We start from the raw sequence: 23,974 nt of genomic DNA, 5'->3' as shown, positions 1-23,974 counted from the left end.
CTCGGTTCTGTCGTTGGCTCAGGCGGCGGCGAGGCCGAGATGGCGCTCCAGCCGTGACGGATCGGCGAGGAGTTCGGCACTCCCCGCGGCGAGGACGACGCGGCCGCGCTCGAGCACGATCGCCTCGTCGGTGAGTTCCAATATTTTGCGGGCGTGCTGCTCGATGACGATCGCCGAGAGCCCCTCCTCGCGGACGAGGCGTTTCAGGGCGCGCAGCAATTCCTCGACGATGATCGGCGCGAGGCCTTCGGTCGGCTCGTCGAGCAGCAGCAGCTTGGGATTGAGCATCAGTGCCCGGCCGATCGCCAGCATCTGCTGTTCGCCGCCGGAGAGCTGGTTGCCGAGATTGGCCTTGCGCTCGGCGAGGCGCGGAAACATCGCGAAGACGCGTTCCGTCGTCCATGCACCCGGCGTCGCGACTGCGGTCAGGTTCTCCAGCACGGTCAGCGACTTGAAGATGTTGCGCTCCTGCGGCACCCAGCCGATGCCGGCATGGGCGCGCTGCTCCGGCGAGAAGCCGGTGATGTCGCGTCCGGCCAGCGCGATCTTGCCGCCACGGCGGCGGGTGACGCCGATGATGCTGTTGACTAGCGTGGTCTTGCCGACGCCATTGCGGCCAAGCAGCGCCAAGGAACGCCCTTCGGCGAGCGCAAGGTCGATGTCGAACAGCACCTGGGCCTCGCCATAGCCCGCGCTCAGGCGTTCGATTTTGAGAAGCTCAGCCATGGCCATGCTCCCCGAGATAGGCGGCGCGGACGGCCGGATCATTGGCGATCTCGTTCGGCGAGCCGTCGGCGAGCAGGCGGCCATTGACCAGCACCGTGATCCGTGTGGCGAAGCGGAAGACGAGGTCCATGTCGTGCTCGATCAGCAGGACCGAGACATCCTCCGGCAGTCCGGCGACCGTCGCCATCAAATCACGCCGCTCGGCCTCGGGCACGCCGGCCGCCGGCTCGTCGAGCAGGAGCACGCTGGGCTTGGCGGCGAAGGCCGCGGCGATCTCGATCTGCCTTTGCTTGCCATAGGGCAAGGTCGCGATGCGCTCGTCCATGATGTCGTCGAGCCTGAAGCGGGCGAGGATCTCAGCGGTCTCGGCGACGAGTTCGGCATCCCTGTCGAGTGCGCGCAAGGGCTGCCGGCCGCGGCCGAGCCGCTCGGAGGTGACGAGCGCGATCATCTCGACCGGCGTCATCGTCGCAAAGAGCTGGTTGATCTGGAAGGTCCGTGCCAACCCGCGCCCGACCCGGGTCTCGCGCGGCAGAGCGGTGATGTCCTCGCCCATCAATTCGACGCGGCCGGAGCTCGGGCGCAGCACACCGGTCAGCTGGTTGACGAAGGTGGTCTTGCCGGCGCCGTTCGGGCCGATCAACGCGTGGCGGGCGCCCTTGGCCAGCGTGAAGTCGACATGATCCGTCGCCGTGATGCCGCCGAAGCTCTTGCACAGATCGAAGGTCTGGAGCGCAGCCATCATGTCGACGCCCTCCGGCCGAGGCGCGCGACGCGGCCGACCACAGCCTTGATCCCGCCATGGATCAGTTCGCGTCCGCCGAGCACGAACAGCACCAGGAACAGCCCGATCCAGAACATCCAGTATTGCGGCGTGAAGCTGGCGATCACATCCTGCAGCAGCTTGAAGGCGACAGCACCAATCAGCCCGCCATAGAGATAGCCGGCGCCGCCGATGATCAGCACCAGCATCAGATCGGCCGAGCGATGGAAGGCGAGCACGTCGAGCGAGACGAACTGCGTAGTCTGGGCGAGCAGCGCCCCGGCCGCGCCGGCATAGGCCGCAGCGAGCGTATAGACCGCGACGAGCCGCCAGTGCAGCGGCACGCCGGAGGCCGAGGCGCGTAAGGGATTGTCGCGGATCGCGCGCAGCGACAGGCCGAAAGGCGAGCTCACGATGCGCCGTGCCAGCACGAACAATACGAACAGCACGGCGAGCGAGTAGAGATAGGCGACCTTGCCGAAGATATCGAACTCGAACAGGCCGAGCACCGGCCCCATCATGATGCCCTGCAGGCCGTCGGCGCCGCCGGTGATCCCGCCGAGCGAGTTCGCCAGCTCCCCCAGGATCAGTGCGACGCCGAGCGTCACCATCAGCCGCGTCAGGTCGCTGCCGCGTAGGATCAGCGGACTGGTGAGCAGGCCGAGCAGGCCGGCAGCGCCCATGCCGACAGCCAGTCCCGCCAGCGGGTCGGCGCTGGCATGCTTGGCGAAGAGTCCGGCGGCATAGGCGCCGAAGCCGAAGAAGGCAGCATGCCCGAGCGAGACGATGCCGGCATAGCCGAGGATCAGATCGAGCGAGAGCGCGAACAGCCCGAGGATCGCGATCTCATTGAGGATCAGCAGTTGGCGCGGCAGCAGGAAGAAGGCCGCCAGCGCCAGGACCCAGAAGACGATCTCGGCCGGGTGCCAGCGCCGGGCGCCATAAAGAGAGCGCCGGACACGCGCTTCGATGCTGTCGGCCTTCATGCCCGGCCCCTGGCGAAGAGGCCATGCGGCCTGGTGATCAGCAGGATCACCATCAGCGCGTAGATGATGAAGGCGCCGAGCTGCGGCACCAGATACTTGCCGGCGACATCGGCGACTCCGAGCAGCATCGCCGCGAAGAACGGGCCGGAGATGGTCGAGGTGCCGCCGACCGTCACCACGATCAGGAAGTAGATCATGAACTTCAGCGGGAAGGTCGGGTCGAGCCCCATCAATTCGATGCCGAGCGCCCCGCCGAGACCGGCAAGGCCGGAACCAAACGCAAAGGTCAGCGAGAACAGCCGGTTGACCGGGATGCCGAGGCCGCGCGCCACCCTGGCATCGTCGACCGCGGCGCGCAGCCGGCTGCCGAAGCGCGTGCGGGTGAAGCCCCATTGCATCGCAAAGGCCAGGGCACCGCAGAGCAGGATGATGAAGAGCCGGTAGCGGCCGACGCCGATGCCGGCGACATCGAAGCGCCCGCGCAGCCACTCCGGCAGCTGCACGAATTGCTGGCTCGATCCCATCAGGTAATCGGCGCCGGCGACCGCCATGAACACCAGCCCGATCGAGAACATCACCTGGTCGAGATGGCTCTTGGCGTACATCGGCCGGTAGACCAGCCGCTCCAGCACCAGCCCTGCCAGCGCGGCGGCGAGGAAGGCCGCCGGCAGCGCCCACAGGAACGGCAGGCCGAGCCGCTGCATCGCCAGCACGGTGACATAGCCGCCGAACATGGCGAAGGCGCCGTGGGCGAGGTTGATGAAGTTCATCAACCCCATGGTCACGGACAGCCCGCAGGCCAGCACGAACAGGATCATGCCGTAGGCGACGCCGTCGAACAGGATGGTGAGCACGTCGGGTCCGCCCTGCCCGGCTTATTTCTTCGCCTTGGACGGGTCCTTGACGTTCGGGATCGTCTCGAACTCCTGATTGTAGAGTTCGCCGTTCACGCGCTCGACCTTGCGGATATAGACGTTCTGGATGATGTCGCGCGTCTCGGGATCGATCGAGATCGGCCCGCGCGGGCTCGTCCAACTCATGCCCTTCATCGCGGTCACCAGCGCCTCGCCGCCCTCGCCCTTGGTCTTCTTCAGGCCCTCATAGAGCGCGTGCATGCCGTCATAGCCGCCGACCGCCATGAAGTTCGGGCGCATGCCGGGATTGGCCTTCTTGAAGCCCTCGACGAAGGCCTTGTTCTCCGGGCTGTCATGCGAGGCCGAATAATGCTGGGCGGTGATGACGCCGAGCGCGATGTCGCCCATGCCGTTGAGGATGTCGTCGTCGGTCAGGTCGCCGGTGCCGATCAGCTTGATGCCGCTCTTGTCGAGGCCTCGCTCGACGAACTGCTTCATGAACTGGGCGCCGACGCCGGACGGCACGAAGACCAGCAGCGCCTCCGGCTTGCTGTCGGCGACGCGCTGCAGGAAGGGCGAGAAGTCCGGGTTCTGCAGGGGCACGCGGATGTTCTCGACCTGGCCGCCGCCCGCCTTGAACGCCTCCGAGAACGAGCTCTCGACGTCATGGCCCGGGCCGTAATCGGAAACGATGGTGATGACGCGCTTGGTGCCCTGCTTGGCGATCCAGGTGCCGAACGGCGAGCCGATCTGCGGCACGACCTGGCTGGTGCGCACGATGAAGGGTGAGCGCTCGGTGATGATCCCGGTCGCCGCCGCCATCACCACCATCGGCGTCTTCGCCTGCGTCGCCAGCGGGGCGGTCGCGAGCGCCAGGGGCGTCAGGCCGAAGCCCGCGATCGCGGTGACCTTGTCGTTGACGATCAATTCCTGCGCGATGCGGCGGGTGACGTCGGCGGTGCCGGTGTCGTCCTTGACGATCAGCTCGACCTTCTTGCCGGCGACGGTCGCGCCCTTCTCCTGGATGTAGAGATTGGCAGCCGCCGCGATCTGCCGGCCGGTCGAGGCGAAGGGGCCGGTCATCGGCAGGATCAGGCCGATCTTGACCGCATCCTGCGCCAGAGCCGCACCGCTTACCGAGGCGGCCAGCGCCAGGCCGAGCATTCCTTTGAGAACCGTCCTGCGAATAGTCATGTCGTTCCTCCCGAGTGTTTGGCCGAGCCCCTTTCCGGGGCTTTCGTTGGATTATTCGTCTTCGTCATCGCGATAGACGAGGCCCGCTTTGGCGAGGCCGTCGCGCATAGCGTACATGTCCAGCCCGAGTTCGCCAGCAGCCAGACGTCTACGCTTTTCGTCTTCACTGGCTTCGCGCTTGCGGCCGGCGGTAGCGACCGCCTCGGCCTCGCGCCGCGGCACCACCACCACCCCGTCATCGTCGGCGACGATCACGTCGCCGGGATGAATGAGCGCTCCGGCGCAGACCACCGGTACATTGACCGAACCGAGCGTCGCCTTGACCGTCCCCTTGGCCGAGATCGCCCGCGACCAGACCGGGAAGCCCATCTCGGTCAGCGTGCGCACGTCGCGTACGCCGGCATCGATGACGAGGCCGATGCCGCCGCGCGCTTTCAGCGAGGTCGCGAGCAGATCGCCGAACATGCCGTCGGTGTTGTCGGCGGTGCAGGCGACGACGAGCACGTCGCCCGGCTGCACCTGCTCGATCGCGACATGGATCATCCAGTTGTCGCCGGGCTGGGCCAGCACCGTCACCGCCCCGCCGGCGATCTGCGCGCCGGCATAGATCGGCCGCATATAAGGCTTGAGCAGGCCGCTCCGACCCATCGCTTCATGCGTGGTGGAGACGCCGAGCGCGGCGAGATCGGCCATCGCGGCGGCCGGGGCGCGCTTCCTGGTGCGGATGACGACGGGGTTCATGCCAGCGTCTCCAAAGCTTCCGGGAAGAGGCGCTGATAGGCCTCGCCATAGGTCATAGCCTTGCCGGAGTTGCGGCCGCCCTGCATGCCGCGGTTGAGCGCGACACGGGTGTAATATTCCCAGAGATGCTTCTGCGCCGCGAGGATCTCGAACGCCTTGCGCTTCTGCTCCCAGACCTCGTCGATGTTGAGGATCACGTTCGGCTTGAAATTGCATTGCTCGGGCTGGTGCGGCTCGAACAGGAAGACCGGCGGGGCGGCATAGGCGCGGCTGGGATCGGGCTTGTGGCCGGCCGCCTGCGCGATGATGCGGGCCTCCTGGGCGAAGCGCGTCGCCTCTGGATGGTCGACATTATAGGGGTCTTCGAGCGCATGGGTCAGCACGAAGCTCGGGTTGAGCTCATGGAAGATGTCGATGGCGCGCTCCAGCATCGGCTCGGTCGTCCGCAGCGGATAGTCGCCGGCATCCATGAACTCGATCTCGGCTCCGAGCGCCGTTGCAGCCGCTTCGGCCTCCTCGCGACGCTGCGCCTTGACCTCCGCCATCTGCACGCCCGCCTTCTTCCAGGCGAACTGGCTCTCGCCGCGCTCGCCATAGGACAGGCAGAGGATCTTGACGCGCAGGCCGCGCCTGGCATGCAGCGCGATCGCGCCGCCGGCACGCCAGACGAAATCGCCGGGGTGGGCGGTGATCACCAGACCTGTCTTCTGGGCGCTCATCGCATGCGCTCCTCTCTCATAATCTGCCGGCCGGCACGAAGGCCTGCCCTGCCATCAGGATGCGGGCGGTTCGCAGCAGCCCGGCCCGCTCGATCATCGGCTGCTCCGCAGTGCCGCCAACCGTCAGCGTCACCGTGAACTCGCCGGTCGGGTGCTCAACCGAAAGCGTCCGCTCCCGCCCCTGCGGCATCACCACCACGGAGGCGGCGGGCGACCCCGGCAGCACGGCGGCGGTCGCCACCGTCACTGCCGCGAAGACGCCGATCGAGGCGTGGCACTCATGCGGGATGAAGCTGCGCGTGCAGATCGCCCCGCCGGCCTGCGGTGGTGCGACCAGCGCGATCTTCGGCACGACCTTCCTGGCGACGTCGCCGAGATTCATCAGCGGCCCGGCCGCAAGGCGTATCGCTTCGATGCGGGCCTTGAGCTCGGCATCCTCGTTGAGCTCATCGCGCGGCTCGTAGCCGGTGCGCCCGACATCGGCGGCGCGCAGCACGATCACCGGCATGCCGTTGTCGATCAGCGTGCAGGGCACCCCCTCGATCACGTCGACGACATTGCCGGTCGGCAGCAGTGATCCGCAGACCGAGCCCTCGGCGTCGAGGAAGCCGATATCGATCGGCGCCGAAGTCCCCGGCACGCCATCGATGCGCGCGGCTCCTTCGGCACTCGCCTGCCCGTCCGGCGTATCCATGGTGAGGTCGGCGATCGTGCCGGTGTTGATCGTCCGGACCCGCACCGTGGTGCGCGCGCCGCTCGCCTTCACCAGCCCGCGCGCCAGCGCAAACGGGCCGATCCCGGCGAGGATGTTACCGCAATTCGGGGTGGTATCGACCGATGCCGTCTCAACGCCGACCTGCGCGAACAGGAAGTCGATATCGCAGCCGAGCTCCTCTGACGGCGAGACGATCGCGACCTTGCTGGTCAGGGGATGGGCGCCGCCGAGCCCGTCGACCTGGCGCTTGTCGGGCGAGCCCATCACCGCGAGCAAGAAGGCGTCGCGCACGGCCGTGTCAGCCGGCAAGTCGTCACGCAGGAAATAGGCGCCCTTTGAGGTGCCGCCGCGGATCAGCATGCAGGGGCTGGCGAGCTGGCCCATCGCTCACTCCGCCGCCTTGATGCCGGCACGGCTAATGACCTCGCGCCAGAGCACCAGTTCCGAGCCGATCAATTTGCCGAAGCCCTCCGGCGTCTCCGGTCGGGCGATGGCGCCGTCCTTGGCCAACGCCGCAGCGAAATCCGGCTGGCCGAGCAGCGCGTTGATCTCGCGATTGAGCCGCTCGACGATCCGTGGCGGCGTCCGCGCCGGCGCGACCATCCCGTACCATTGCACCGCCTCGAAATCCGGCAGGCCACTCTCGGACAGCGTCGGCAGATCGGGCGCGAAGCCGACGCGCTCGCGTGCGGCGACGCCGAGCACCCTGAGCTGGCCGCCTTCGGCCAAGGGCAGCACGGCCGGCCCGCCCGTCAGCGTGAACTGGATGTTGCCGGCGACGAGATCGTTCACCGACGGCGCCGTGCCGCGATAGGGCACATGCGTCGCCTCGATGCCGGCGCGATGGCAGAAATAGGCGGTGGCGATATGAGCGGCGCTGCCCTGCCCGCCGGACGAGTAGTTCAGCTTGCCCGGGTTCGCTTTGGCGAAGGCGATGAACTCGCCAAGGGTTTTCGCCGGCAGCGTCGGATTGATCGCCAGGATATTCGGCAGCATGGCGACGAGCGCCACCGGCTGGAAATCCTTGATCGGATCATACGGCACGTTCGGGTAGAGCGATGGCGCGAAGGCCAGCGTGCCGATATGGCCCATCATCAGCGTGTGCCCGTCGGGCTCGGACTTGGCGACCTGCCCTGAGGCGGTCACGCCGCCGGCTCCGGGCCGGTTCTCGATCACGAAACCCTTGCCGGGAATGCTGCGCTCGAGCTTGTTGGCGATCAATCGCGCCAGGACGTCGGTGCTGCCGCCAGGCGTGAACGGCACCACGATCCGGATCAGCTGGCTCGGCCACTCCGGCTGGGCGCGCGCCGGCGCCAATCCTGCAAAGCCCACAAGCCCGAGCCCGGCGAGGATGGAGCGACGATCCAGCATCACCGTGCGCCCTCCTTGCGACGAGCCCCACGCAACTGGGCATCAGCGATCGCCTGGGCCAGGCCGGGATGGAGATTGGCGACGGTGAGCATCTCGGCCGCCTCGCGCATCTCGGCCGAGCGGCGCATGCCATGGGTCGCGACGCGCTCGCGCATGTCTGCGGCGAGCGCATGGAAATCGATCGACGGGAAGGTCGCATGAAGGCTGGCGAAGACCGGGTCCTTGACGTCCCAGGCCTCGCAGGCGGCAGCGCAGTCGACCATCAGCGCCTCCAGCCCCTTGATCACGATCGAGCGGCAGAGCTTCATCGCCGAGGCCCGGCCATAGACCTCGGAGACCGGCGTCAGGTTCATGCCGAGGCCGTTCAGCGCCTCGGATGCGGCCTGCGCCTTCGAGCCTCCTGAGAGGATCGCGACCTTGAGACCGGGCTTCAGCACTGGCGCCATCACCGCGGCTTCGAGATAGTCGGCACCGCTGGCAATGACGGCCTCAGCAGCCCGCTGCTTGGTCGAAGGCGCAGCCGAGTTGACGTCGACGAAAATCTGCCCCGGTTTCAGCCAGACTGCCGCCTCGCTCGCCACCGCCTCGGCGCGGTCGGCGGTAACGGCCGAGAAGACGAAAGCCGCGCCCGCGCAGGCTTCCTGCGCCGAGGAAACACGGGCGACGCCGAGTTCCTCCGCAGCGGCTTCCAGACGGCAGCCGGCCTCGCTGCCGAAGAGCAGATCATAAGCGCGGATGGCAATGCCTTCATTGGCCAGCAGCCCGCGCGAAAAGGTCTGGCCGACCTCACCGAAACCGATGAAGGCGATCGCTGCCGTGTTGGCGCCTGCCATGGCCGGCCTCTCCTCACGCGTTTCATCCCGCCATGAGGTTCGGCTCAAATCATTCTGCCATCAAATGATAAGAATGCAGCGATTGATTACTTTTCTTCATCTCGCCGTGGCGCGATGCTGCGCTTCAGCGCCTGGCTCAGCAACGCCATCAGGTCGCGCGTCACGGGGCGCATCGGTACCGATTTGCGCGTGATGATGCCGAGCGTCCGCGTCACGGCCGGCGAGCGCAGCGGCACCGCCACCAGCTCCCCGGCATCGACGACATCAAGCGAAAGCTGCGGCACCACCGCGTAGCCGATACGCGAACGCACCAGGCTGACCGCAGTGACGACGCGTTGGACCTCGTAGCGCCAGGTCAGGCTCTCGCGCCGCGCGCCGAGCGCATCGTCGATCAGGATGCGGTTGCCGGTCTCGGCGCTGATCCGCACCAGCGGCTCATCCTGCAATTGCGCCCAGGTCAGCGAGCTCGCTTGCGCCAGCGGCATCGAGCGATGGCTGACCAGCACGAAGGGCTCCTTGACGACCGGTTTCAGTTCGAGGTCCCAGCGATTGGCGGCGACGATGGTGACGCCGAACTCGGCCTCGCCCGATTGGACCTTGTCGGCGATCTCGGAAGCCGAGTTGTCGTGGATGCGGACGCCGACGCCGGGATGGCGTGCGGCGAAGGCGGCGATCACCGCCGGCATGCAATGCGCCGCGACCGTCGGCAGGCAGCCGAGCGAAACCTGTTCGTCACCCTCGCGCAGCTCGACGCGAACCTCGTTGATGGCGAAGCCCAAGTCCTCGAAGATGCGTCGCGCCCGCGGCAGCAATGTCGTGCCGGCCGCAGTCAGCGAGACCTGGCGTGTCGTACGCAGGAAGAGCGGCGTTCCCAGCGATTCCTCCAGCTTACGGATGCGGTGGCTGAGCGCCGTCTGCGACAGGTTGAGATGCGAGGCAGCCGCCCGGAAGCTGCCGCGCTCGGCGATGCTGACGAAGGCCTGCAATCCGAGAACGTCCACCCTCATCGAAGCCCCGCTCCCTTTCCCGCGATGAGATCGGCGAATCGGACCAGCTCGGCCAAAGTCGCAGCGCCCATCTTCCGCATCGCCTGCCCGCGATGCACCTTCACGGTCACCTCGCTCAGGCCAAGATCGGCGGCGATCTGCTTGTTGAGGCGCCCTTGCGCGACGAAGGCGAGCACCTCCCTCTCCCGCACCGTCAGCGTCGCGAAACGCTCTTTCAGCTCGGCGAGCGCCGCCTCGTCCCGGCGCCTCGCCTCATCCTTCCCGATCGCCACCCGCACCGCGTCGAGCAGATCCTGCTCGCGAAACGGCTTCAGCAGGAACTCGACCGCACCGGCCTTGATCGCTCGCACCGCCATCGGCACGTCGCCATGGCCGGTGAGGAAAACGATCGGAATCGGATCGTTCAGCGTGGCGAGCTCGGCCTGAAAATCCATGCCGCTCGGGCCTGGCATCCTGACGTCGAGGACGAGGCAGGAGGGCGTGTCGGGACGCCGGACCAGCGCGAACTCCCGCACCGACGCGAAGCACGAAACGGCATAGCCGACCGAACGGAACAGGCTGTCGAGCCCCTCGCGGACGGAGACATCGTCGTCGACGACGAAGACGGTCGCTTGCTGCCTATCCATGCTGACGGTCCGATATGGCGCCGGTCACCGGCAAGGTGAAGCCGAAGACCATGCCGCGCGGATGATTGACGGCGGCATAGATCGTCCCGCCATGCGCCTCGACGATCGAGCGGCTGATCGCCAGCCCCATGCCCATCCCGCCCGGCTTTGTCGAGTGGAAGGCCTCGAACACCTGCTCGACCGCGGCCGGCGACAGGCTGACACCGGTGTCGCGGACGCTCACCGTAATCGCATTGCCATCGCTGGCGGCGCCGACCAGCAGGTCGCGCGGCCCTGTCTCCAGCCCGCCCATCGCCTCGGCCGCATTGATCACCAGGTTGAGCACGACCTGCTGGAGCTGGACCTTGTCGCCGAACACCGCGGGCAGCTCGCTGGCAAAATCGGTATCGAGCGCCACGCGATGCTTACGCAGCTCGCCACGGGTCAGGGCCAGAACCTCCTCGATCAGCGCGACCATATCGAGCCTGTCGCGCGAGGGCGGAGCCTTGGCGACGAGGTTGCGCACGCGCCCGATTACCTCGCCGGCGCGGTCGGCATCCGCCACGACGCGCTGCAGCGCCCGCGAGGCTTCGCCGGGATCGGGCGGCGTCGCCGCGAGCCAGCGCAGCGCAGCATGGCCGCTGGCGACGATCCCGGCGAGCGGCTGGCTAACCTCATGCGCGATCGAGGCGGTCAATTCGCCCATGGTGGTGACACGGGACATATGCGCCAGCTCGGCCTGGGTCTGGCGGACCCGCGTCTCGGCCGCCTCGATCCGCAAGGCGAGATAGGTCGTTGCGCCGATGGCGATCAGGCTGAGCGCTCCGTTCGCCAGCCCGGCTTCCTGGATTCCGCGCGGCGTAAGCAGATAGCTCAGCACCGTCAGCACGGCGCTGGCAGCGCCGAACGAGATGACCACGGCCGGCCGGTCGAACCTGACCGAGATCAGGATCACCGCGACATAGAGGACGGCGACCGCGATCTCCAGGCTGGTGAAGGTGTCGCCTATGAAGATCGCGGCCATCGACGCGATCAGGCCGAGCCAGAGCCATGGTCTTTCGATGCGCATGCGCTCGCGATCGCGCATCATGCCCCGCCCTTCGTCGGCTCATCCGGTCGCCGGCCCCGACAAGACAGACCGGCGGCCGCTCTGTCCAGCCCGTGTATCAGCTCGGATTGTCCAGCGTGAACAGGTCGGCATCCTCGTCATAGGCGAAATACTCGCCATAGCGGGCCCAGTTCGTCACCGCCTTCAGCGTCGTCGCGGCATAGTCCTCCGACATGTGGTCCTCGAGCTCGTCTCGAAAGCGGGGAGCGGGCGCCTTGTGGCTGGAGCGCTCGTCCAGTACTCGCCGGATATGCGCAGCCAGCGGCACATAGGCCGCGAGCTGCTGGGCGAAGAGGCGCTTGCGTCCGTCGACATCGGCGTCGGCGAAACGCAACCCAGCGGCGGTCAGCCTGATGTCGCCGCCTTCGAGATCGGCGAAGCGCAGCAGTTGCAGCGTCTCCGCCACCGGGAAGAGGTCGTCGATCTCCAGATGCAGTTCGGCAGCCAGCGGCGGCAGGTCGGCCTCGCCTCTGTAGGGCCCCCCCGCGATCGTCTCGATCAGCCCCGCCATCAGATTGGTCGAGACCCGCGGCAGCGCCATGGCGATGCCGGTGCCGGGGAAGAAGCCGTCGCGCGTCGGCGTGCCGGCCTTCGCGGTCATCCGCGCATAAATGTCCTCGACCAGCGTGCGAAAGGCGGGATCGAGGCGGTTGCGCGGCTGCGGCAGCTCGACCTTCAGCTCGGCGATGACGCGGCCGGGATTGGAGCCGAAGATCAGGATGCGGTCGCACATCAGCACGGCCTCCTCGATATTATGCGTCACCATCAGGATCGCCTCGATCGGCATCCTGCCCTCGCACCAGAGGTCGAGCAGATCGGTGCGCAGCGTCTCGGCGGTTAGGACATCGAGCGCCGAGAACGGCTCGTCCATCAGCAGCACTTTGGGATGCACCACGAGGGCACGCGCCAATCCGACGCGCTGGCGCATGCCGCCCGAAAGCTCCTTGGGATAGGCGCTCTCGAAGCCGTCGAGGCCGATCAGATCAATGGCGGCGAGCGCTCGCTTGCGCCGCTCGGCCGGTGCGACGCCCTGCGCTTCCAGGCCGAGCTCGACATTCTCCAGCACGCTCAGCCAGGGGAACAGCGCAAAGCTCTGGAACACCACGGCGACGCCCGAGCTCGGCCCGGTCACGACCCGTCCCTCGAAGGTGACGGTGCCGCCGCTCGGCTGGATCAGTCCGGCGATCGCCCGCAGCAGCGTCGACTTGCCCGAGCCGGAGCGGCCGAGCAGGCCGACGATCTCGCCGGGCCTGAGCTCGACATCGACCTTGTCGAGCACGACGAGCGAGCCCGCGGCGCCCTTGTCATAGCTCTGGCAGACCTCTTTGGCACTGACGAGCGGAGCGGCCTTCTCGGCCTTGAAATCGCGGGTCGCGACGATCTCGTTCATGGCGGAATCCTCCTGCGAAAGGGGTCAGTCGAGGCGCATCCGGCGTTCCGCCATCACATAGAGCGGGCGCCAGAGCAGGCGGTTGAAGAGGGTGACGAAGAGCGACATGACCGCGATGCCGAGCACGACGCGCGGGAAGTCGCCGGCCTCGGTCGCATTGGCGATGTAAGCGCCGAGGCCATAGGCCTCGAGCTTGGTGTCACCCCAGCTCGCGACTTCGGCGACGATGCTGGCGTTCCAGGAGCCGCCGGACGCGGTCAGCGCGCCGGTGACGTAATAGGGGAAGATCCCCGGCAGCATGACGCGCCGCCACCACGTCCACGAGCGCAACTGGTAGACGCTCGCCGCCTCGCGCAGATCGGTCGGGAACGCGCTCGCCCCGGCGATGACGTTGAACAGGATGTACCATTGCGTCCCGAGCACCATCAGCGGCGAGAGCCAGATGTCGGGGCTGGCGCCTGTCGCGACGATGGCGATGACGGCGAAGGGGAACAGCACGTTCGCCGGGAATGCCGCGAGGAACTGCGCCACCGGCTGGACACGTTCGGCGACGGCCGGGCGCAAGCCGATCCAGACGCCGACCGGGATCCAGATCACGCTGGCGACGACGATCAGCAGGGTGACGCGCAGCAAGGTGACGAGGCCGCGCGCCAGCGGGTCCCAGACATCGGTCCAGGACAGGCTCTGCCCGAGATAGGCGATGGCGGTCCACGTCGCCCAGGCGCCGATGGCGAGGACCAGAGCGAGCCAGGCCCGGTCGAGGACCTTGCCGGAAGCCGCGCTGACCTCACGGCGGGCCGGCTGGGCACTGCGGAAGCGCACCAGCAGCAGCCGGCCGCCCAGCCATGCCAGCGGAGCCGTCAGGCGCTTGAGCAAGCGGGTGCGCCGGGCGAGCGCATGCACCCAGGAGCGCGGCTTCTGCTGGCCGGCGGTCTGCTCGAAGCGGAACTTGTCGGCCCATGCGACGATCGGCCGGAAGAGCAGCTGATCGTAGAGGCCGATGACGATCGCCATCGCCAGCACCGCCCAGGCCACGGCGGTGAAATTCTGCTCCTTGATGGCAAGCGCTAGCCAGGAGCCGAGGCCCGGCAGCTGCACGGTGGTGTCGCCGACGGTGATCGCCTCGGAGGCGACGACGAAGAACCAGCCGCCCGACATCGACATCATCGTGTTCCAGACCAGGCCCGGCATGGCGAAGGGCGCTTCCAGCCGCCAGAAGCGCTGCCATGACGACAAGCCGAAGCTGCGGCTGACCTCGTCGAGATCACCCGGGACCGTGCGCAGCGACTGGTAGAAGGAGAAGGCCATGTTCCAGGCCTGGCTGGTGAAGATCGCGAAGATCGAGGCGCATTCGGCGCCGAGCTGGCTGCCCGGGAACAGCCCCATGAAGAAGGTGACGGTGAAGGTCAGGAAGCCGAGCACCGGCACCGATTGCAGGATGTCGAGCACCGGGATGATCACCATCTCGGCGCGCCGGCTCTTGGCCGCCAGCGTCGCGATCGTGAAGGTGAAGACGAGCGAGGCGATGATCGCCGCGAACATCCGCATGGTCGTGCGCAGCGCGTAGTCCGGCAGCAGCGCCGGATCGAGCACGACCGGCTCGGTGGCGAGGCCGGAGAGCGGCGCGCGCATGGCCGTGGCGCCGTGCAGCGCGAGGACCGCGAGCGCGGCCAGCAGCGCGAACGCCACCAGGTCATAGAGATTGGGAAGGACGCGGCCGCGCGTCAGGGCGGCGAGCGCGCTGCGCCCGGTCTCGCGGTTTGTCAGGAACGCCATGATGGACCTCGGCGGAATGGAGGCGGCCGCCAGCGGCGGCCGGAACTTGCGGACTGGGCGGTCTGGTCAGGCGGCGCGCCTGCGCCACGAGCCCCGACTGCCATCCTCGTCGCGGCGTTCGCCGCCCTCGCCGCGCCAGCGGCATTCCAGGCGGCCATCCGTCGTGCTGATGTGCCATTCCGCAACCAAAGTCCGCCGCCTCGGTATGGCTGTGGGCATGAGCGCGCCGCCGCTCCGGCGCAGGCTCGGCCAAGTCGACGATTGTGCCGGCATGAGTGTGTAGTGACGAAATGCGACGACGTTGTTCATGGCCCACCTCCTCGATCCCGGTGGGGCCGTCCGAGGAGCGAGCGGGCGCGCATGACGACACGCGCCGCAGCGATGGCTGCGTGCGATCGGTCGGCATGGCCACGTCCCTGCGACGGAAAGCCGGTAGTTGCGAAAGCGCTTCGCGGTCAGCGCCGCGAAGACATCCGCTCTCTGCGCCTCAAGGCGGTAGCGTTCAATCGGACGATGGGATCGCGACCGATACCTTGGTATAGCCCCGCCGACACCACATCCGGCGGCTCTGGATCAATCGGCACGACCGCGCGCCTCGACCGGCCATTGCGCCACGAGGTCGACGCCACGCACGACATGCAGGATGTCGTGCAGGTTGATCGTCGGGTCGCAATGCGGGACCGTGCATTCGACGACCGTGCCGATCGGCAAGGTGGCGTGCCCTTCCGACGGCAGGATGCGGCCGAACTCGTCGCCGCACCATTCGATCCGCCCGACCGGTTCACCGCCGAGGAAGACGCGCGGCGGCGGACCGTCGAGCGCAAAACTCTTGCTGCCGCCATCGGTGATGGCGAAGCCGAGCGAGCTGTGGCCGATCACGGTGACGGCGATGCGCAGCGCCGGCTTGAACTCCGGCCCGCCGCGTCCATGCATATCGACGCTGCCATAGGCCTCGTCCATGAAGACATAGGAACCGGCCTGGATTTCGGTCAGCAACTGGTCCTCGCCGTCGAGGAGATGGCTGCCGGTACCGCCGCCCGAGACGATCTCCGGCGCGAAGCCGGCCTCGCGCAGCGCCTCGATCATCGAGGCGAGCAGGCGCCCCATCTCCTGGTTGGCGGCGCGGCGCGCGGCGAAATCGTCGATATGCTGGACGCGGCCTTGATAGGCCTGGACGCCGCGATAGCGCAGCCCAACCAAGCCCGAGACCAGCCGCGCCAGTTCGACAGCCTCGGCCGGCGTCGCGACGCCGCTGCGCTTCAACCCGACGTCGAGATCGACCAGCACGTCGAAGACCGTGCCGTGCCGCCGCGCCGCCTCGGCGTAGGCGGTCGCGAGATCGGCCCGGTCGACCACGACGCCGATGCGCCCGCCCGCTGCCGCCGCGCGCGCCAGAGCGTCGACCTTGGCGGGACTGGCGATCGGCGCGCTGAGCAGGAGGTCGCGGATGCCGCCCTCGAACAGCGCCAGCAGTTCGCCAGGCTTGGCGCAGCAATTGCCAAGCGCTCCGGCTGCCATCTGCCGGCGCGTGATCTCGGCGCATTTATGCGATTTCGCATGCGGCCTGAGGTTCAACCCGGCCTTGCGGCATGTCTGCGCCATCAGCGCGATATTGTGCTCGAACTGGTCGAGGTCGAGCACGGCGGCCGGCGTCTCCAACCGCGCCCGGCTGCCCGGCTCGCCGACGAGTTTCCGGTTGAGCGCAGCAGCGCCGAACAGAGGCATGCTCATGTCCTTGTCTCCGCAAGCGCGGCGCGTCGGCGGTCCGTCGCATCGCGATCGATACTCACGCCATCGGCGGCGAAGACCACACCATAGTCTCGTGCGGCGCCCGCCACCGTGACCTTGCCCTCGCGCAGATCATCCTCGATGCGGATCGGATCGCGCTGCAGCGCATCGCCATAGCCGCCGCCGCCGGCCCCGATCAGGCGGAAGACGTCGCCGGCGCGGGCGGAGAAGCTCTCCATCGGCATGGTCGGCAGGCCCTGCTCCGTGCCGTCGGCGCGGATCAGGATATGGGCCGAGGGCGCGCCGGGGCTGCCGCCCTCGAAGCCGAAGGGCGGGTGGTCGCGGCGATCGCCGCGCAGCACGAAGCGGATCGGCGCCAGGAAGCGGAACTCGCGGATAAATGAAAGCCCGCCGCGGAACTCCCCCGGCCCGCCCGTATCGGGCACCAGCCCGTAGCGCAGCACCTCGACCGGCATGTCGGCCTCGATCATCTCGACCGGCTGGTTGGATAGATTGGCAGCGGGATTGGAGATGCCCTCGATGCCGTCCTTGCCGGCACGCGCCCCCCAAGTGCCTACCACCATTTCGTTGAGCACGAAGGGCCGCCCCTCATGCGTGCCGCCAGCCGCGAGCAGATAGGGCCCGCCCTCGGAACCGCCCATGGCCCGTTCGGGCACGATCTGCGCCAGCGCCTGCATGATCGCATCGAAGACGCGATAGCCGACGACGCCGCGCGCTCCACAGGCCGCCGGATAGCGTGGATTGACCAGGCAGCCTTCCGGCGCCCGAACCGTGATCGGCCGCAGATACCCCTCGCAATTCGGGATGTCCTGCTGCGACAGGCAGCGTATGGCGCAGAAGGACGCCGATTCCGGCAGCGAGATCGGGCAGTTGATCGATGCCGCGACCTGGTCGGCAGTGCCGGCGAAATCGATGTCGATGGTGTCGTCGGCGACGGTGACCGTCGCGATGATCGGCAGCGGCTCCGGGTTCTCGCCGACGCCGTCGATATAGTCGGTGGCGCGATAGACACCATTGGGCAGAGCGCGGATGACGTCGCGCATCATCGCCTCGGCATGGTCGTGCAGCGCGTCGATATAGGTGTCGAGCACCTTAGCCCCATAGCGGCCGATCAGCGTCTTCAGCCCCTCTTCCGCGACATTGCACGCCGCGATCTGGGCACGGATGTCACCGAGCACCTCGACCGGCGAGCGGGTATTGGCCTCGATGATGCGGAACACCGCCTCGACCGCCTCACCGGCCTCGTAGAGCTTGAGCAGCGGCAGGCGCAGGCCTTCCTGCTGGATCTCGGTCGCGTAGATCGCGACGCTGCCGGGCACGATACCGCCGAGATCGGTGTGATGCGCCACCGTCGCGGCAAAGCCCGAGAGGCGGCCGGCAACGAAGATCGGCTTCAGGATGTAGATGTCGGGCAGGTGTTGGCCGCCTGAGCCATAGGGGTCATTGGCGATCAGCACGTCGCCCGGCTTCAGCGTGTCGCCATAGCGCTCGCGGACGAAGCCCATGATGCGCGGGAAGGAGCAGAGCTGGATCGGCAAGGTCAGCCCCTGCGCGATCACCCTGCCCTTCGCGTCGCAGAGCGCGGTCGAGTAGTCCATGATGTCGCGCACGACCGGCGAATAGGCCGAGCGCATCACGATCAGCGCCATCTCGTCGGCGGTCGAGGCGAGCGCGTTGCGGATCACTTCAAGGGTGATCGGGTCGATCTCGCGCATGCTCATGCGGCCTCCAGGGCGATGTCGATATTGCCGGCCTCGTCGAGCCGCGCGCTCTGGCCGGGGCCAACCACGCAGGTGCAGTCGTATTCCTCGATGACGAAGGGCCCGCGCCGCGCCGTGCCGTCGAGATCGGCTCGGCCGATCACGGCGATTGAGGCAGCGGACCCGCTGGCGTTGAAGGAGACGGCCCGATCGGCCCGGCGCATCGGCGCTTCGGCCGCAAATTGCTGGCGCGGCGCGATCAGCGGCAGACGCACCGTCAGGCGGGCATTGACGAGGTGGACCGCATCCTTCTGCGAGCGATGACCATAGGTGCGCTCATGCTCGCGATGGAACAGCTCGTTGAGCTCAGCGATGTCGAAGCGCCTCGCCGGAACGGTCAGTTCGTAGGCCTGGCCGACATAGCGCAGGTCGGCGGCGTAGCGGAATTCGGCCTGCGTAAGGTCATAGCCTTCGAGCGCAAGGATGCGGCGGGCATCGGCGCCGAGCTCGGCGAAGAGCCGCTCCAGCCCGGCATCGTCGAGCTCGCCGGCCCGCCGTCGCGAAGGCCGCACGAACTCCTGCTCGACATCGGAGCGCAGCAAACCGAGGGCGCTGAAGACGCCCGCGGCGCGCGGGACGATGACGCGGCGGATGCCGAGCGCGCCAGCGACCTCGGCCGCGACCACCGGCCCGTTGCCGCCGAAGGCGACCAAGGTCGCCTGGCGCGGATCGCGGCCGCGATAGGTCGAGACCGCCTTGACCGCCCGCGTCATCGTCGTCACCGCGAGCGTCAGCACACCGCGCGCCGTCTGCTGGAGGTCGAGGCCGAGCGGGCGCGCGACCTGATCGTTCAGCGCGGCGCGGCCGGCATCGGCTTGCAGAGGGAAACTGCCACCCGCTAGCGCGATGTCGTTGATGTAGCCGAGCGTCAGGAAGGCGTCGGTCAGCGTCGCCTGCCGGCCGCCCAGCCCGTAGCAGACCGGGCCCGGCCAGGCCCCCGCGCTCTGCGGCCCGACCGAGACCTGGTTCATCCGGTCAATCGCGACGATGCTGCCACCGCCGGCGCCGATCTCGGAAACGTCGATGAAGGGCATCTTGATCGGGTAGCCACCGCCCTTGACCAGCTTGCTCGACAGATTGATGCCGGCGCCGACCTCGTATTCGGTGGTTCGGGCCGGCTCGCCATGCTCGATCAGCGCCGCCTTGGCGGTGGTGCCGCCCATGTCGAAGGAGATGATGCTGGGTTCGTCGCTCCCCGATACCAATCGCGCGCAGGCGATGACGCCGGCGGCCGGACCGGATTCGACCAGCGACGCCGCCCGCTTCACCGCCGAGCCCAGCCGCATGATTCCTCCGCCGGAATGCATCATTTCGACCTGGCAGGTGACGCCGATCGAGGCCAGCCGCGCCGTCAGGGCGCTGGCGTAGTTGCGCACGACCGGGCCGATATAGGCGTTCACCACCACGGTCGAGGTGCGCTCGTATTCGCGGATCTCCGGCAGGATCTCCGAGCCGCGGCAGATATAGACGCCGTCGCCGAGCTCGGTGCGCAGGATGTCTTCAGCCTCGATCTCGTGCTGCGGATTGGCGTAGGCGTGCAAAAAGCTGATCGCGACAGCCTCGACGCCCTCCCCGCGAAAGCGCCGCGCAGCCGCGACGACATCCTCTTTCGAGAGCGGGATCCGCACCGAGCCATCCGCAGCGAGCCGCTCGCGCACCTCAAGCCGCAAATGCCTGGCCGCGAGCGGCTTCGGCTTGTCGTATTGCAGGTCGTAGAGCACCGGGATGCGCAGGCGGCGCATCTCCAGCACGTCGCGGAAACCGGCAGTGGTCAGGAGGCCGGTGCGGGCGCCCTTGTATTCGAGGATGGCGTTCGTCGCGACCGTCGTCGCATGGACGACGCCGGTGATCCGGTCAGGCGTGGTCTGGTAATCCTCGACCAGTGCCTTCAGCGCCTGCGCGATGCCGCGGCTGTAGTCGTCCGGGGTCGAGGGTACCTTGCGGGTCTCGATCAGCCCGTCGTCGCGCGCGACGACGACGTCGGTGAAGGTGCCGCCGATGTCGATGCCGATCCGGTAGCTATGCTGCGCCATGGATGTCTTCCCGGGTTTCTGGAGCGACCACGTCGGCACGGACGGGCAACGGCGTACGCCGGCCGGCGAGGCCCTTCGGCACCGCGGCGATGAGGGCTTGGGTGTAGGGGTGCTGCGGCCGCTCGAGCACGTCGAGGCAGGGCCCCTGCTCGACGATCGCGCCCCTGCGCATCACGACGATCCGGCTGCACAGCGTGCGCACCAGCGCGAGGTCGTGACTGATGAAGAGCAGCGTCAGGCCGAGCTCGCGGGTCAGGCGCGAGAGCAGATTGATCACCTGCGCCTGCAGGGAGACGTCGAGCGCCGAGACCGGTTCGTCGGCGATCAGAACCTCCGGCTTCATCGCCAGCGCCCGCGCCAGGCCGATGCGCTGGCGTTGGCCGCCGGAGAGCTCATGCGGCAGGCGCGGCCCGATCTCGGGGCCGAGGCCGACCAGCGTCAGCAAATCGGCGATCTCGCTCTCGCGCTGCGTCTTCCGCACGCCGCGCAGCGCCAGCGTCTCACTGATGCAGCGATCGACGCTCTTGCGCGGATTCAGCGCGCTGCTCGAATCCTGGAAGACCATCTGTATGCGCCGGCGCCACGGCCCGGCATGGTCGCGCATCAAGTCCGCCATCGACTGGCCGTCGAGCAGAACCTCGCCCGAGGTCGGCCGCGCCAGTCCGACGGCGAGACCGGCCAGCGTCGACTTGCCTGAGCCGCTCTCGCCGACGATGCCGACGACGTCACCACGCATCACGTCGAGGCTGACATCGTCGAGCGCCACGAGCCGGCTGTCGCGCCCGAGCAAGCGGTCGAGCAAGCCGCCCTGCGGGAAGGATTTCGAGACGCCGCGCAGCGACAGGATCGGGCCGGTCATCGCGGCCTCCAGCAGGCGGTGCGATGTCCAGCCTCATCGATGAGCAACGGCATCTGGCTGGCGCAGCGTTCGGCGGCGTCCGGGCAGCGCGGCGAGAACGGACAGCCCGCCGGCAGCCGGCCGAGCCGCGGCGGCGCGCCCTCGATCGCGGTGAGCGGACCAACCGGGCCGGAAAGGCTTGGCACGCAGGCCTTGAGAAGGCTGGTATAGGGATGGCGCGGCGCAAGCTCGATCGCCTCGACCGGCCCGTCCTCGACGACTTTGCCGCCATACATAACGACGACGCGGTCGACGATCTCGGCGACGAGCTGGAGATTGTGCGAAATGAAGACGACGGCGAGGCCGAGCTCGCGGCGCAGTTCCGCGATCAGGTCGACGATCTGAGCCTGCACGGTGACGTCGAGCGCCGTGGTCGGCTCGTCCGCGATCAAGAGGCGTGGCCGGCAGGCGATCGCCATCGCGATCAGTGCGCGCTGGCGCATGCCGCCGGAGAATTCGTGCGGATAGGAGGAAAGGCGCTGGCCGGCATCGCGAATGCCGACGCGCTCGAGCGACTCCGCCGCGATACACCTGGCTTCCGTGGCCGAGACGTCGCGATGCGCCCGCACTACGTCCGTGATCTGCCGGCCGATAGTCAGCGCCGGATTGAGCGAGCTCTGCGGATCCTGGAAGACCATGGCGATGTCGCGCCCGCGCAGCACCTGCATGCGCCTTTCGTCAGCCGCGAGCAGGTCCTCGCCGTCGAAGATCACCCGCCCGCCGGTGACGCGCGCCGGCGCGCCGAGCAGGCGCATCACCGCCAGCATGCTGAGGCTCTTGCCCGAGCCGGATTCGCCGACGATGCCGACGGCCTCGCCCGGCGCGACGCAGAAGTCGACGCCGCGCACCGCCTCGACCATGCCGCCATCGGCCGAGCGGAAGCCAACGCGCAGGCCCTCGACGCTGAGCAAAGCCGGGCTCATGCGACCAGCGTCCTGGCTTCGCTGCGCGGATCGAACAATTCGCGCACCGCATCGCCGAGCAGGTTGAAGCCGATCACCGTCAGCGAGATGGCAAGGCCGGGGAAGACCGGCAGCCACCATTCGCCGGAATAGATCGCGCTGCGGGCGTCCGAAAGCATCGTGCCCCAGCTCGGCTGCGGCGGCTGCACACCGAGCCCGACGAAGCTGATCGAGGCCTCGATGACGATGCCGATCGCGACCAGCAGCGTGCCCTGCACGATGATCGGCGACAGGCAGTTCGGCAGCACGTCGCCAATGACGATCTGCCAGTGGGAGGCACCCTGCAGGAAGCGGGCGCGGACATAGTCGGCCCCGGCGATACGCTTGGCCACCGCATAGGTGACACGGGCGAAGACCGGCGAGAACAGGCAGCCGACGAGGACGACGATCTTGACCTCGTTCGGCAGCAGCAGCGGCCCGACCGGCAACGGCCCGACGCCGAGGATGCCGACGATGGCGATGGCCCAGACCAGCAGCGGGATCGAGGCGACGCCGTCGACGATGCGCATCACGACCTGCTCGCCGAGCCCGCCTTTGTAGGCGGCGAAGATCCCGGCCGAGACGCCGATCGCTGCGCCTATCAGCACCGCGCCGATCCCGACCGAGAGCGAAGCGCGCGCGCCGAACAGGATGCGACTGAGGACATCGCGCCCGCCCTGGTCGGTGCCGAGCCAGTGCTTCATGTCCGGCGCGACGAGCCTGTCCTCGATATTGAGCGCGAGCGGATCATAGGGCGCGATCAGCGGCGCGAAGATCGCGGCGAGCACGATCAGCCCGACGATGCCGGCCCCGAGCCAGCCGCTCCAGTCGAGACCGCGGAGAGCTTTGCGCAGATCGCTCATGCTGCCGCCCTCTGGCGCGGGTCGAGCACGCGATTGATCAGGTCGGCGCCGAGATTGGCGAAGACGAAGATCGCGGTGAACAGGAAGACGATGCCCTGCAGCAGCAGGAAGTCGCGTTGCGAGATCGCGTTCAGCAAAGCGCGCGACAGGCCGGGGATGTTGAAGACCTGCTCGATGATCAGCGCCCAGCCGAACATGTAGCCGAAGGAGAGCGCGGCGAGGTTGACGACCGGCGGTAGCGCGTTGACCAGCGCGTAAAACACGACCTGGCGCGAGGAGAGCCCCATGGCCCGGGCGGTGCGGACATAATCGCCGCGCAAGGTCTCCTGCAGGCTCGCCTGCGTCATCCGCGCCAGCACGGCGATGTAGTAGACCGCCAGCGAGAGCGAAGGCATCAGGATGCTCTGCAAATGCAGCGAAAGACCGGCCGACAGCGGAAAGTAGCCGCCCGGCGGCAGCAGGCGCAGATCGACGGCAAGGAAGCGGATCAGCACGATGCCGAGCCAGAAGGCCGGAATCGACAGGCCGAGCACCGAGGCGAAGCGGCTCACCCGGTCGAAGACGCCGCCCGGCTTGAGCGCCGCGAGCACGCCGATGCCGATGCCGAAGACGAGCGCGATCAGGAAGGCGAAGAGTACGATCGCCAGCGTCACCGGCAGCGCATTGACGATCTCGCTGGCGACGTCGCGGCCGGTGACGAAGGACTTGCCGAAATCCCCCCGCATGACGTCGCCAAGCCAGGCGGCGTATTGCGAGAGGAAGGGCCGGTCGAGGCCATGCGCCTGCTCGAACTGCGCGATCTGCTCGGCCGTAGCATCGGCGCCGAGCACGATCCGGGCCGGGGAGCCCGGTCCGGAGCGCGTCAGCGCGAACAGCGCGAGGCCGACGAAAAGCAGCGTGCCGATCGAGGAGACGATGCGGCCTGCGACGAGGCTGAGCATG

23 protein-coding genes are annotated in these 23,974 nt (G+C 68.0%); all 23 read right to left on the bottom strand.

The window, feature by feature from the left end; translation table 11 throughout:
* Positions 1–18 precede the first annotated feature (18 nt).
* Positions 19–726, bottom strand: a complete 708-nt coding sequence (locus tag AC3WLC_RS05575) for an ABC transporter ATP-binding protein (protein WP_493682932.1) — start codon at positions 724–726, stop codon at positions 19–21.
* Entirely contained in the window at positions 719–1,471 is a 753-nt protein-coding gene (locus AC3WLC_RS05570; protein WP_493682931.1) for an ABC transporter ATP-binding protein, read from the bottom strand. The genes AC3WLC_RS05575 and AC3WLC_RS05570 overlap by 8 nt, the downstream gene beginning before the upstream one ends.
* Positions 1,468–2,475, bottom strand: coding sequence for a branched-chain amino acid ABC transporter permease (locus AC3WLC_RS05565; protein WP_493682930.1), 1,008 nt, complete (start codon positions 2,473–2,475; stop codon positions 1,468–1,470). Before AC3WLC_RS05565 ends, AC3WLC_RS05570 begins: the two co-directional genes overlap by 4 nt.
* A complete protein-coding gene (locus tag AC3WLC_RS05560; RefSeq protein WP_493682929.1) occupies positions 2,472–3,329 on the bottom strand; it encodes a branched-chain amino acid ABC transporter permease in 858 nt (285 codons plus the stop codon). Before AC3WLC_RS05560 ends, AC3WLC_RS05565 begins: the two co-directional genes overlap by 4 nt.
* A gap of 21 nt (positions 3,330–3,350) precedes the next feature.
* Complete coding sequence (locus AC3WLC_RS05555) at positions 3,351–4,523, bottom strand: ABC transporter substrate-binding protein (protein ID WP_493682928.1); 1,173 nt, start codon at positions 4,521–4,523, stop codon at positions 3,351–3,353.
* 51 nt (positions 4,524–4,574) lie between these two features.
* Positions 4,575–5,264 carry a 4-carboxy-4-hydroxy-2-oxoadipate aldolase/oxaloacetate decarboxylase gene (locus AC3WLC_RS05550; RefSeq protein ID WP_493682927.1) on the bottom strand — a complete coding sequence of 230 codons (690 nt, stop codon included), beginning with the start codon at positions 5,262–5,264 and terminating at the stop codon, positions 4,575–4,577.
* Complete coding sequence (locus AC3WLC_RS05545) at positions 5,261–5,983, bottom strand: PIG-L deacetylase family protein (RefSeq protein WP_493682926.1); 723 nt, start codon at positions 5,981–5,983, stop codon at positions 5,261–5,263. The genes AC3WLC_RS05550 and AC3WLC_RS05545 overlap by 4 nt, the downstream gene beginning before the upstream one ends.
* Positions 5,984–5,999: 16 nt before the next feature.
* Positions 6,000–7,082, bottom strand: a complete 1,083-nt coding sequence (locus tag AC3WLC_RS05540) for a 4-oxalomesaconate tautomerase (RefSeq protein ID WP_493682925.1) — start codon at positions 7,080–7,082, stop codon at positions 6,000–6,002.
* A gap of 3 nt (positions 7,083–7,085) precedes the next feature.
* Positions 7,086–8,069 carry a Bug family tripartite tricarboxylate transporter substrate binding protein gene (locus tag AC3WLC_RS05535; protein WP_493682924.1) on the bottom strand — a complete coding sequence of 328 codons (984 nt, stop codon included), beginning with the start codon at positions 8,067–8,069 and terminating at the stop codon, positions 7,086–7,088.
* Positions 8,069–8,902 carry an NAD(P)-dependent oxidoreductase gene (locus tag AC3WLC_RS05530; protein WP_493682923.1) on the bottom strand — a complete coding sequence of 278 codons (834 nt, stop codon included), beginning with the start codon at positions 8,900–8,902 and terminating at the stop codon, positions 8,069–8,071. Before AC3WLC_RS05530 ends, AC3WLC_RS05535 begins: the two co-directional genes overlap by 1 nt.
* 86 nt (positions 8,903–8,988) lie before the next feature.
* A complete protein-coding gene (locus AC3WLC_RS05525) occupies positions 8,989–9,909 on the bottom strand; it encodes a LysR family transcriptional regulator (RefSeq protein ID WP_493682922.1) in 921 nt (306 codons plus the stop codon).
* A complete protein-coding gene (locus tag AC3WLC_RS05520) occupies positions 9,906–10,535 on the bottom strand; it encodes a response regulator transcription factor (RefSeq protein ID WP_493682921.1) in 630 nt (209 codons plus the stop codon). The genes AC3WLC_RS05525 and AC3WLC_RS05520 overlap by 4 nt, the downstream gene beginning before the upstream one ends.
* Positions 10,528–11,604, bottom strand: a complete 1,077-nt coding sequence (locus tag AC3WLC_RS05515) for a sensor histidine kinase (protein ID WP_493682920.1) — start codon at positions 11,602–11,604, stop codon at positions 10,528–10,530. The genes AC3WLC_RS05520 and AC3WLC_RS05515 overlap by 8 nt, the downstream gene beginning before the upstream one ends.
* A 76-nt stretch (positions 11,605–11,680) precedes the next feature.
* The gene (locus tag AC3WLC_RS05510) at positions 11,681–13,012 is read right to left on the bottom strand and encodes an ABC transporter ATP-binding protein (protein ID WP_493682919.1); all 1,332 of its coding nucleotides are present in this window, start codon (positions 13,010–13,012) and stop codon (positions 11,681–11,683) included.
* Between the two features lie 24 nt (positions 13,013–13,036).
* Positions 13,037–14,788 (bottom strand): ABC transporter permease, encoded by a 1,752-nt coding sequence (locus AC3WLC_RS05505; RefSeq protein WP_493682918.1) that lies wholly within the window; start codon positions 14,786–14,788, stop codon positions 13,037–13,039.
* Between the two features lie 66 nt (positions 14,789–14,854).
* Positions 14,855–15,097, bottom strand: coding sequence for a hypothetical protein (locus tag AC3WLC_RS05500; protein WP_493682917.1), 243 nt, complete (start codon positions 15,095–15,097; stop codon positions 14,855–14,857).
* Between the two features lie 264 nt (positions 15,098–15,361).
* Entirely contained in the window at positions 15,362–16,519 is a 1,158-nt protein-coding gene (locus tag AC3WLC_RS05495) for a DSD1 family PLP-dependent enzyme (protein WP_493682916.1), read from the bottom strand.
* Complete coding sequence (locus AC3WLC_RS05490; RefSeq protein WP_493682915.1) at positions 16,516–18,258, bottom strand: hydantoinase B/oxoprolinase family protein; 1,743 nt, start codon at positions 18,256–18,258, stop codon at positions 16,516–16,518. Before AC3WLC_RS05490 ends, AC3WLC_RS05495 begins: the two co-directional genes overlap by 4 nt.
* Positions 18,255–20,330 (bottom strand): hydantoinase/oxoprolinase family protein, encoded by a 2,076-nt coding sequence (locus AC3WLC_RS05485; protein ID WP_493682914.1) that lies wholly within the window; start codon positions 20,328–20,330, stop codon positions 18,255–18,257. Before AC3WLC_RS05485 ends, AC3WLC_RS05490 begins: the two co-directional genes overlap by 4 nt.
* Positions 20,317–21,189 (bottom strand): ATP-binding cassette domain-containing protein, encoded by an 873-nt coding sequence (locus AC3WLC_RS05480; protein ID WP_493682913.1) that lies wholly within the window; start codon positions 21,187–21,189, stop codon positions 20,317–20,319. The genes AC3WLC_RS05485 and AC3WLC_RS05480 overlap by 14 nt, the downstream gene beginning before the upstream one ends.
* Positions 21,186–22,151, bottom strand: coding sequence for an ABC transporter ATP-binding protein (locus AC3WLC_RS05475; RefSeq protein ID WP_493682912.1), 966 nt, complete (start codon positions 22,149–22,151; stop codon positions 21,186–21,188). Before AC3WLC_RS05475 ends, AC3WLC_RS05480 begins: the two co-directional genes overlap by 4 nt.
* Complete coding sequence (locus AC3WLC_RS05470) at positions 22,148–23,032, bottom strand: ABC transporter permease (RefSeq protein ID WP_493682911.1); 885 nt, start codon at positions 23,030–23,032, stop codon at positions 22,148–22,150. The genes AC3WLC_RS05475 and AC3WLC_RS05470 overlap by 4 nt, the downstream gene beginning before the upstream one ends.
* Positions 23,029–23,973, bottom strand: coding sequence for an ABC transporter permease (locus AC3WLC_RS05465; RefSeq protein WP_493682910.1), 945 nt, complete (start codon positions 23,971–23,973; stop codon positions 23,029–23,031). Before AC3WLC_RS05465 ends, AC3WLC_RS05470 begins: the two co-directional genes overlap by 4 nt.
* Between the last annotated feature and the right edge of the window lies 1 nt (position 23,974).

The sequence above is a fragment of the Allobosea sp. GW821-FHT03A12 genome, from assembly GCF_058986765.1.
Note: the sequence above shows the minus strand (reverse complement) of the source record. Positions and strands in the feature narration are given on the sequence as shown.